This is a genomic window from Tardiphaga sp. (assembly GCF_028290495.1).
Classification (GTDB): domain Bacteria; phylum Pseudomonadota; class Alphaproteobacteria; order Rhizobiales; family Xanthobacteraceae; genus Tardiphaga.
In genome coordinates this window covers 113,609-124,230 of record NZ_JAQGJT010000047.1, presented here as the reverse complement: position 1 = coordinate 124,230, position 10,622 = coordinate 113,609, and the positions used below count along the sequence as shown (strand labels likewise).

8 protein-coding genes are annotated in these 10,622 nt (G+C 63.5%); 5 read left to right on the top strand and 3 right to left on the bottom strand.

Annotated features, from left to right (window positions below):
* From JWQ24_RS09330 to JWQ24_RS09320, 3 genes are all read right to left on the bottom strand, one after another.
* Positions 1 to 499, bottom strand: a 499-nt coding sequence (locus JWQ24_RS09330; protein WP_299806920.1) for a polysaccharide biosynthesis/export family protein, incomplete at its 3' end; no start/stop codon positions are given.
* 183 nt (positions 500 to 682) lie between these two features.
* Entirely contained in the window at positions 683 to 1,339 is a 657-nt protein-coding gene (gene msrA / locus JWQ24_RS09325) for a peptide-methionine (S)-S-oxide reductase MsrA (protein ID WP_299806912.1), read from the bottom strand.
* A 90-nt stretch (positions 1,340 to 1,429) separates the two neighbouring features.
* Complete coding sequence (locus JWQ24_RS09320) at positions 1,430 to 1,741, bottom strand: hypothetical protein (RefSeq protein WP_299806910.1); 312 nt, start codon at positions 1,739 to 1,741, stop codon at positions 1,430 to 1,432.
* 335 nt (positions 1,742 to 2,076) lie between these two features.
* On the opposite strand from JWQ24_RS09320, the gene rpsT reads away from it, so the two are divergent.
* From rpsT to gyrB, 5 genes are all read left to right on the top strand, one after another.
* A complete protein-coding gene (gene rpsT, locus JWQ24_RS09315) occupies positions 2,077 to 2,355 on the top strand; it encodes a 30S ribosomal protein S20 (protein WP_299806908.1) in 279 nt (92 codons plus the stop codon).
* Positions 2,356 to 3,598: 1,243 nt separating this feature from the next.
* A complete protein-coding gene (gene dnaA / locus JWQ24_RS09310; protein WP_299806906.1) occupies positions 3,599 to 5,026 on the top strand; it encodes a chromosomal replication initiator protein DnaA in 1,428 nt (475 codons plus the stop codon).
* A gap of 291 nt (positions 5,027 to 5,317) precedes the next feature.
* Positions 5,318 to 6,436, top strand: coding sequence for a DNA polymerase III subunit beta (gene dnaN / locus JWQ24_RS09305; protein ID WP_299806904.1), 1,119 nt, complete (start codon positions 5,318 to 5,320; stop codon positions 6,434 to 6,436).
* Between the two features lie 176 nt (positions 6,437 to 6,612).
* Positions 6,613 to 7,752: a DNA replication/repair protein RecF gene (gene recF, locus JWQ24_RS09300; RefSeq protein WP_299806902.1), complete on the top strand. Its 1,140-nt coding sequence runs from the start codon at positions 6,613 to 6,615 to the stop codon at positions 7,750 to 7,752.
* 332 nt (positions 7,753 to 8,084) lie between these two features.
* Positions 8,085 to 10,526, top strand: coding sequence for a DNA topoisomerase (ATP-hydrolyzing) subunit B (gene gyrB, locus JWQ24_RS09295; protein WP_299806900.1), 2,442 nt, complete (start codon positions 8,085 to 8,087; stop codon positions 10,524 to 10,526).
* Positions 10,527 to 10,622: the final 96 nt, after the last annotated feature.

Sequence of the window (10,622 nt, the reverse complement as noted above, 5' to 3'; positions counted from 1 at the left end):
GCCCGGGGGCCGCGACTTCGCCGAGGATGAAGAACGGCCGGTAGGCCTCGATCTCCACCGCTACCGAAGGCTCGCGAATGAAGCCGTTGCGCAAGCGCCCGGTGATGCTGCCGGCGAGAGCGGTCGGAGTCAGGCCGCGGGCGCGTACCGCGCCGATCAGCGGCATGGTGATCGAACCGCCGGCGTCGATCGCGTAAGAATTCGTGAGACCTTCCTGGCCGTAGACGACGACGCGCAGTTTGTCGCCGGCATCGAGCCTGTAGGCAGCATCATAGGTCGAGACCGGCTGCGGCGCCGGCGCCGCATAGCGCACCGGGACGGCAGACTGGCGAGACCCGAAGCCTGAGCGAAGCGCAACGATCGCGCCGCCGCCTGAATTGGAAACCACCACCGGGCCGTAAGCGGGCTGGCCATAGGCGAGGGCGTCGAGATCATTGGCCGGCAGCGCCGCGACCGCCCCCTGCCGTTGCATGCAACCGGACAGCACCAGCGCTGCCATCGCGGCCGTGGTCAATAATCGAAACGCGCGGACACCTGACACTGGACATATCCCTCTCAGAGACAGTTTCCGTTGTGAACGGTTATGGTTAAAAATCCGTTTTCGCGGACACAGGGCAGCACGAAAAAACCCGCTTCCGGGCGTTTCCGAAAGCGGGCGTTAAGGTTTGCTCAGTTGGTCCTATCAGGCGTCGATGCCGACCCCGATCGGGCACGACACGCCGGTGCCGCCCAAGCCGCAATAGCCCGCCGGATTCTTCGCCAGATATTGCTGGTGGTAGTCTTCCGCAAAATAGAATGGACCGGCCGGCGCGATCTCGGTGGTGATGGTGCCGACGCCCTTGGCGGACAGCGCCTTCTGGTACACCGCCTTCGACGCCTCGACCGTCTTCATCTGGGCATCGTCGAACGTGTAGATCGCCGAGCGATACTGCGTGCCGACATCGTTGCCCTGGCGCATGCCGTGGGTCGGGTTGTGACTCTCCCAGAACACCTTCAGCAACTGCTCGTAGGAGATCTTCTTCGGGTCGAACACCACCAGCACCGCTTCGGTATGGCCGGTGCGGCCCGAGCAAGCCTCCTCATAGGTCGGGTTCGGCGTGTGGCCGCCGGCATAGCCGACCGCCGTCGTGTAGACGCCGTCACCGAGCTCCCAGAACTTGCGCTCCGCGCCCCAGAAGCAACCAAGCCCAAATACCGCCTGCTCCACCCCCTCGGGATAGGGCGGCTGGATCGGATGGCCGTTGACGTAATGGCGGCTCGCGGTCGGGATCGGCGTGTCACGGCCGGGCAACGCCTCGGCGGCAGTCGGCAGAGCGGTGGTCTTGCGCATGAACAGCATGGATCATCTCCCGGGTTGGGCGAACAGAACTCAGCGCCACATATAATATAGGTGTCTACGCGGGAAACGGCAGGGTCGTTACGCGGCCGCTCAGCGTGAATAGCCGATCAGCGGCTTGCGCGCCCGGAACAGCAGCAACAACAGGATGCCGAGGCCCCCCATCACGGCCCAGGCCGGCTGGTTGAGAACAAACTTCGCCACGTTCCACAGCCACGGCGAGACGCCCTCGACCATCGCCTGGAACGAGCGCTGGCTGGATTGGTGCACGTCGTTCCAGAACTCACCGAGCCCGGTCAGCCGCACCGCTTGGTCGGCAATCGAGCGCGCACCGTCATAGACCAGGAAAATGAACCCGCCGGCCAGCAATAACAGCCCTATCAGGCGGAAAAACCCGCGGATCATGCCTATCCCTCTGGTAATATGCCCCCGGCAATAGCGGGGTAGCCCGGGAAATTCAACCTCGCCAATCACTTAACCGCCAGCCCGGCTGGCTTTGCCACCATTTTAGGCGGCCGGGAAAGCGTTGACGGTGGATTTCCGCCGCTCTATAAGGAGCGCCAATGGCGGTGGGCGCAATCCTGCCGCCGCTGTTCTTTGAGCGGCGTGCCTTGAGAGTTCACGCTCCGGGGATGGCATTTTCAGGAACACCCCGGAAACAGATCAACGCCGGTCGCAATGTGCGGCAGGCGTCAATCAGCCCGGCGCCCCACGGGGACGCTGCTGAAGGATAACGAGATATGGCCAACACCACCTCCGCAAAGAAGGCGACGCGCAAGATTGCCCGCCGCACCATCGTCAACAAGTCGCGCCGCACCCAGATGCGCGGTTCAATCCGTACCGTCGAAGAAGCTATCAAGAGCGGCGACCGCGAAGCGGCGCTGCAGGCGATGAAGAAGGCGGAGCCCGAGCTGATGAAGGCCGCGCAGCGCAACATCGTTCACAAGAATCTGGCGAGCCGCAAGGTGTCGCGCCTGGTTCATCAGATCGCCAAGCTCGACAAGGTCGCAGCCCAGTAAGCGATCGACGATATCTAGTTCTGAAAAGCCCGGCTCGCGCCGGGCTTTTTTTGTTTTGGGGGGCGCCGCTGCTCCGAACGTTTTTGATGAGGTGAAACTTATCGCTACGCGACCAGCATTGCGCATAAGACAACCCGGTTTTCGCAACCGTCGGTCGCGCATCTTCCCTGCAGCGCAACGTCAACCCTCATTTTTTGCTATCCCCGCTTGATTCCAAAATAGCAACAGCTACCGCGCCGCGAAGTGGAGTCGCGTGTCCAGAGTTACCCTGACGGAACGCACAGAAAAAAACGCGCACGTCTAATCACTTATCGGCATAGCGAGACCAAGTAGTTCGAAAAGCCCTGAGCCTGCCTGGATTCGTAAACGAATTATGAATTAAATTTTTTGCTCCGGCGGGATTTGCAATCGCCCCGTCACATTGCGATTCAGCGCATTGATTCAAAACCTTGCCCCTCTGCGCCAGGGATCTCGGCAACGCCCCGCGTTTGTAAATTCAGATTCCGCGCGCCCCTCAAAAAATCATTCCGTTGCGAGAACCACAGCACGGTGTATTTCTTTAGTCGTTCGCGGCGCCCTACGGTTCTTCAGATCAGCGCGATTGAGGAACCCGGGTGGACGTGCAGATCAGCGGCGGTATGCAGGTTAGCGACGCTTTCCAACTTAGAGAGTTGTAGCTCATAGCAATATGAGAACGGTTTCGTTGTGCCAAGATTTCTCTGTCGGCTTCCGTTCGTTGGACGCCTTACAAAAGAGAAGCGGGCGCGGCCACCAGCAACTCGCGAGATGAAAGCGATGGGATCAAGAGGGCAGAAGAGCGGGCAATACGATACGGGTTTAAGACGCTGAGCGGCTTTGGCCGAGACAGCATCGAATACTGAATTTGGAACACTTTTGGGATGACAGCTTGCAGCGGGTGACCGCAGCGAGTGGGGGAGGCTTTATGCTCAAGACAACCACCATGGCATTTCATCGCGCACCATCTTTGGCTGCTGCCGGTACGTCGGCAAGCAGACTCCCCAGACCTAACGCTCGCTCTCCCGACAGGCCGTCGAGTACGCGCTGACCTCGCGAAAACCTCCTTTCCATCAGGATCGACCGGCACGCGGCGTTTCGCCGAACGGCTGGTCTATCCCCGGATTTGAAATTTCGCCCGAGGTCACGCCGCGCAGAAGAAATTGCGCGGACAAGCATTCGGCAAATTCAGGCCACATCTCAGTTCAATCGGAAGAGTTACAAGACAATGTCGAACATGGAACAGGATCGCTGGTCTCGCGTGAAGGGTCGGCTGCGGTCGAGCGTCGGCGAGGATGTTTACTCCAGCTGGTTCGCGCGGATGGATCTGGAGAGCGTGCAGGACGAGAGCGTCCACCTTTCGGTTCCGACCCGGTTCCTGAAGAGCTGGATCCAGGCGCATTACGCCGAGCGCGTGCTGACGTGCTGGCAGGCCGAGATGCCGGAAGTGCACCGCGTCGATGTCACCGTGCGCAGCGCGATGCGCGTGGCCGCGCCCGCCAAGGAAACACCCGCTCCGATCGCGCCGCGCCCCGAAGGCCGCGATGGCCGCGCCTCGTCCGAGCTGCGCGCCACCGCGATCGCGCCAGTCTCCGCCACCCATGAAGCGCTCGGCGGCTCTCCGCTCGATCCGCGCCTCACCTTTGGCAGCTTCGTCACGGGGCGTTCCAACACGCTCGCGCATGCCGCAGCCCGGCAGGTCGCCGAAGGCCGCCGCGGCGACAGCGTGATGTTCAACCCGCTCTATATCCACGCCGGCGTGGGCCTCGGCAAAACCCATCTTCTGCAGGCCGTGACCTGGGCTGGCAATTCCGGCACCGAGCGCAAGGTGCTGTATCTGACCGCCGAGAAGTTCATGTACGGCTTCGTCGCCGCGCTGAAGACGCAGACCGCTCTGGCCTTCAAGGAAGCGCTGCGCGGCATCGACGTGCTGGTGATCGACGACCTCCAGTTCCTGCAGGGCAAGACCACGCAGGCCGAATTCTGCCACACGCTGAATGCGCTGATCGACGCCGGCCGCCAGGTGGTGATCGCGGCCGACCGTCCGCCATCGGACCTCGAAAGCCTCGACGAGCGGGTTCGCTCGCGGCTCGCCGGCGGCCTCGTCGTCGAAATGGGATCGCTCGGCGAAGAACTGCGCCTGGGCATCCTGAAGTCGCGCGTCGCAGCCGCGCGCGCGCATCACGCTTCGTTCGAAGTGCCGGCACCGGTGCTGGACTATCTGGCCCGCACCATCACCCATAACGGCCGCGACCTCGAAGGCGCGATCAACCGCCTGCTGGCGCATAGCAAGCTCAACGCCACCCCGGTGACGCTGGAAATGGCCGAGCGCGAAGTGCGCGACCTGGTCCGCCCGATGGAGCCCAAGCGCATCAAGATCGAGGACATCCAGCGCGTGGTGGCCAGGCAGTACAATGTCAGTCGCTCCGACCTGCTGTCGTCGCGCCGCACGGCCAACGTCGTGCGCCCGCGCCAGGTGGCGATGTATCTCGCCAAGACGCTGACGCTGCGCTCGCTGCCGGAAATCGGCCGTCGCTTCGGTGGACGCGACCACACCACCGTGCTGCACGCCGTCCGCACGATCGAGGCGCTGGTCGGCAAGGACGTGACCCTGCAGGACGAAGTGGAATCGCTGAAGCGCCAGTTGGCGGAGTAAGCCGCGGGAACCCGGAGGTCTGCGTCCCGGACGCGGTGCGGCACTTGTGCCGCTCCGCGGAGCCGGGACCGAGCCAGACGCCGGCGCCCGGGGCAAGATTCCCCCTAAAACGTGGGGGAAGCCGTGACACCTCCCCTTGCACTTCGGCCGCAATCACGCCACCTTGCGGACCCTCGCACGCGCGTGCAAAACCAGTTTTAGTCGCGCAGGCGGCGTCAATTGCCGTGGCGCCCAGTCGGGTGACCCGGAAATTCATCACACGATGTCGAATCGGATCGGGCGAGTTTTGCAATGAAGGTCACCGTCGAACGCGCGCAATTGCTGAAATCGCTGAGCCACGTCCACCGCGTGGTCGAGCGCCGCAACACGATCCCGATCCTCGGCAACGTGCTGATCCGCGCTGAAAACGCCAAGCTGTCGCTGAAGGCCACCGACCTCGACCTCGAAGTCACCGAGACCTTGCCCGCAGAAATCGGCACCGCCGGTTCGACCACCGTGCCGGCGCATATGTTCTACGACATCGTGCGCAAGCTGCCGGACGGCTCGCAGATCGTGCTGGAAGCCGATGGCGACCGCTCGGTGCTGGCGATCAAGGCCGGCCGCTCCCGCTTCACGCTGCAGACGTTGCCGGAGAATGATTTCCCGGATCTCGCCGCCGGCGAGATGACGCATTCCTTCGTGTTGCCGGCGTCCGACGTCAAACGCCTGATCGACCGTACCCAGTTCGCGATCTCCACCGAGGAGACCCGCTATTATCTCAACGGCATCTATTTGCACGCCGCCGGCACTGCCGCGGCCGCCACCCTGCGCGCCGTCGCGACCGACGGCCACCGGCTGGCGCAGGTCGACCTGTCGATGCCGAAGGGCGCCGAGGGGATGGCCGGCGTGATCGTGCCGCGCAAGACCGTCGGCGAAGTACAGCGCCTGATCGAGGACGCCGACGCCGAAGTCGGGATCGAACTCTCGCAGGGCAAGATCCGTTTCACGCTCGGCCACGTCGTACTGACCTCGAAGCTGATCGACGGCACCTTCCCGGACTATGGCCGCGTGATCCCGCAGAACAACGACAAGGAACTGATCGTCGACAAGAAGGATTTCGAGGCCGCGGTCGATCGCGTCTCGACGATCTCCAGCGAACGCGGCCGCGCCGTCAAGCTGGCATTGTCGCCGGGCAAACTGATCCTGTCGGTGACCAATCCCGATTCGGGCAGCGCAACCGAAGAACTCGAAGTCGAATACGCCTCAGACGCGCTCGATATCGGCTTCAACTCGCGCTACCTGCTCGACATCGCCGCCCAGATCGAAGGCGAAGTCGCCGTGTTGCGTCTGGCCGATCCGGGTTCGCCAACCCTGGTGCAGGACAAGGATTCCAGGGGCGCGCTCTACGTCCTGATGCCGATGCGAGTGTGATTTCGCGCCAAGCTCGCAACTGTCATCGTCCGGCTTGACCGGGCGCCCCGGTAGTCGCCGGCCTCGCGGCGGAACATCGGCGTTACCGAGTACTGGGTCCCCCGCTTTCGCGGAGGACGACAGCAGAGTTTGCCGCGGCTCATTGCGACGACTTTAGCAAAGTCCCATATTTGACAATGACCGCCTCCCGCATCCATCGCCTGACGCTCACCCACTTCCGCAACTACCGCACCGCGTCGCTCACCACGCGCGGCGATATGGTGGTGCTGGTCGGGCCAAACGGCGCCGGCAAGACCAATTGCCTGGAAGCCATTTCCTTTCTCTCGCCCGGCCGCGGGCTGCGCCGCGCCACGCTCGATGACGTCGCCGACATCCAGGGTGACGGCTCCTGGGCGGTCTCGGCCGAGGTCGAGGGCGAGGTCGGTCTCGCCACGCTCGGCACCGGCATCGATCCGCCCGCCCATGAAAATGCCGCCGCCAGCCGGCGTTGCCGCATCGACCGCGAGCCGGTCGGCTCAGCGACAGCATTTGGCGATCATCTGCGCATGGTGTGGCTGACGCCCGCCATGGACCAGCTGTTCATGGGGGCAGCGTCGGAGCGGCGCCGGTTCTTCGACCGCCTGGTGCTGGCGATCGACAAGGACCATTCCAGCCGCGTCTCGGCACTCGACCGCAGCCTGCGCTCGCGCAACCGCTTGCTGGAAGAACGCAACTACGACGGCCACTGGTTAGATGCCATCGAGCGCGAGACCGCCGAGCTCGCCGTTGCCGTCGCCGCGACGCGCGGCCAGACCGTAACGCGGCTCGCCGCCATGCTGCGCGCCCGCGGCGAATCTTCCGTATTTCCCTCGGCGCTGATCATGCTCGACGGCTGGATGGAGAACGCGCTGGTCAGCGAACCCGCAACCTCGGTGGAAGATCGCTACCGTCAGATCCTGCGCGACGGCCGTCCACGTGATGCTGCCGCCGGGCGCACGCTGGACGGCCCGCACCTCACCGACCTGCAAGTGATCTACGCGCCGAAGAACATGCCGGCGCGCGACGCTTCTACCGGCGAGCAGAAAGCCCTACTGATCGGCCTCATTCTGGCCCATGCCACTCTGGTCGCCGAGATGACCGGAATCACGCCGCTACTGCTGCTCGACGAAGTCGTCGCCCATCTCGATCCCGACCGCCGCCGCGCGCTGTTCGGCGAACTGGCAAAACTCGGCGCGCAGGTCTGGATGACCGGTGCCGATCCCGCGGCGTTTGCGGATATCGGTACGTCAGGCGAGCTGTTCGACGTGGCGGATGGCCGCGTCACGCGGCGGGGATAGATTGAGATCGTCATACCGGGGCGGGAGCCGCGCTAGCGGCGAGCGAACCCGGAACCCCGGGATGGTCATCTCCGGATTCCGGTTCTGCACCCAGCCGGCTGCGCCGTCTGGATGCATCCCGGAATGACAATGCCAGGTTCTGGAAATCGCACTTTGCCAACGCCTGCAAAACGCCCTCCTCAAGGCTTGAAAAACCGTCAAAAAACCCCATTTATTCAATAGCTTGAAAGGCACGACTTTGCGCTAGGCGCGGTGCCGCTTTCATGGCACAAATAGCCTGATTCAGCCTCGTATTTTCCGCGCTGATTCGAGACACCTTCGAAGGCCCCTGCATGACCGAACCCGCCCGGCAACCGATCGCCGAAACCGAACTTGCCACGCCCATCGAATACGGCGCGGAATCGATCCGGGTTCTCAAGGGACTGGATGCCGTGCGCAAGCGGCCGGGCATGTATATCGGCGACACCGACGACGGCTCGGGCCTGCATCACATGGTCTACGAAGTCGTCGATAACGCCATCGACGAGGCGCTGGCCGGCCACGCGACCGCGGTGGAAGTCGTGCTCAATGCCGACGGCTCGGTGACGGTGCGCGACGACGGCCGCGGCATTCCCGTCGACATCCATAAGGGCGAAGGCATCTCCGCGGCCGAGGTCATCATGACCCAGCTCCACGCCGGCGGAAAATTCGACCAGAACTCCTACAAGGTCTCCGGCGGCCTGCACGGCGTCGGCGTCTCCGTGGTCAACGCGCTGTCTTCCAAGCTGATCCTGCGCGTCTGGCGTGGCGGCAAGGAGCACTTCATCGAATTCGCGCACGGCGACGCAATTGCGCCGCTGGTCGAGGTCGGCGATGCCAATGGCAAGCGCGGCACCGAGGTGACGTTCCTCGCCTCGACTGAAACCTTCACGATGATCGAATACGACTTCGCCACGCTGGAGCACCGGCTGCGCGAACTCGCCTTCCTGAATTCCGGCGTCAACATCGTATTGTCCGACCTGCGTCATCCCGTCGAGAGGCGCGAAGCGATGATGTATGAAGGCGGTGTCGAGGAATTCGTCAAATATCTCGACCGCAACAAGAAGCCGGTGGTGCCAGCGCCGATCGTGATGCGCTCGGAGCAGAACGGCATCAGCGTCGAAGTCGCGATGTGGTGGAACGACAGCTACCATGAGAATGTGCTGTGCTTCACCAACAACATCCCGCAGCGCGACGGCGGCACCCATCTGGCCGGCTTCCGCGGCGCGCTGACGCGCCAGGTCAACGGCTATGCCGAAGTGGTCGCCAAGAAGGAAAAGATCGCGCTGACCGGCGACGACTGCCGCGAAGGCCTTACTGCCGTTTTGTCGGTGAAGGTGCCGGATCCGAAATTCTCGTCGCAGACCAAGGACAAGCTGGTGTCCTCGGAAGTGCGGCCCGTGGTCGAGAACGTGCTCAACGAGGCGCTCGCCGCCTGGTTCGAGGAGCATCCGGCGGAAGCCAAGGTGATCGTCGGCAAGGTGATCGAAGCCGGCGCCGCCCGCGAAGCCGCCCGCAAGGCGCGTGAACTGACCCGGCGCAAGGGGGCGCTGGATATCGCCTCGCTGCCCGGCAAGCTGGCTGACTGCCAGGAGCGCGATCCCGCCAAGTCCGAACTATTTATCGTCGAGGGCGACTCCGCGGGCGGCTCCGCCAAGCAGGGGCGCAATCGCGCATTCCAGGCCGTGCTGCCGCTGCGCGGCAAGATCCTCAACGTCGAGCGCGCGCGCTTCGACAAGATGCTGGGCTCCGAGCAGATCGGCACGCTAATCACCGCGCTCGGCACCGGCATCGGCCGCGACGATTTCGATATCGCCAAGCTGCGCTATCACAAGATCATCCTGATGACCGACGCCGACGTCGACGGCGCGCATATCCGCACGCTGCTGCTGACGTTCTTCTTCCGGCAGATGCCGTCGCTAATCGAGGGCGGCTACCTCTATATTGCGCAGCCGCCGCTCTACAAGGTAACCCGCGGCAAGTCAGAGCAGTACCTGAAGGACGAGCGAGCGCTGGAAGACTACCTGATCGAGACCGGCCTCGACGATTGTGTGTACAAGCTGGCTTCCGGCGAGGACCGTAGCGGCCGCGATCTGCTGGCGCTGGTGGAAAGCGCCCGCCAGATTCGTGGCACGCTGTACAATCTGCACAGCCGCTACAATCGCAAGATCGTCGAGCAAGCCGCGATCGCCGGCGTGCTGAATTCCAAGGTCACCAACGACCTTCCCGCCGCCAACGAGGCCGCGGCCTATATCGCACGCCGCATGGACGCACTGGCCGACGAAGTCGAGCGCGGCTGGATCGGTGAATTCCGCGAGGGCCAGGGTTATTTCTTCGAGCGCACGATCCGCGGCGTGAAGGATGCCGCTGTCATCGATGACGCGCTGCTCGGCTCGGCCGATGCCCGCAAGCTCGACGAATACGCCGCCGGCCTGCAGGACGCCTATCCGAAGTCCGGCATCCTGCGCCGCAAGGACGTCGAATTCCCGATCCACGGCCCGGTCAGCCTGTTCGAGGCCGTCACCGACGCCGGCCGCAAGGGCGTCGCTCTGCAGCGCTACAAAGGCCTCGGCGAGATGAACCCCGGCCAGCTCTGGGAGACCACGCTCGACACCAACGAACGCTCCCTGCTGCAGGTGAAGATCAAGGAAGTCGACGAGGCCGACGACATCTTCACCAAGCTGATGGGCGACGTCGTCGAGCCGCGCCGCGATTTCATCCAGGAAAATTCGCTGAGTGCGAATGTGGATGTGTGATTAGGTCCAGTGCCTCCTCCTGTCATTGCGAGGAGCCCTTACGACGAAGCAATCCAGCTATTGCAGAGCGTGCGGCTTTTGGATGGCCGCGGCGCT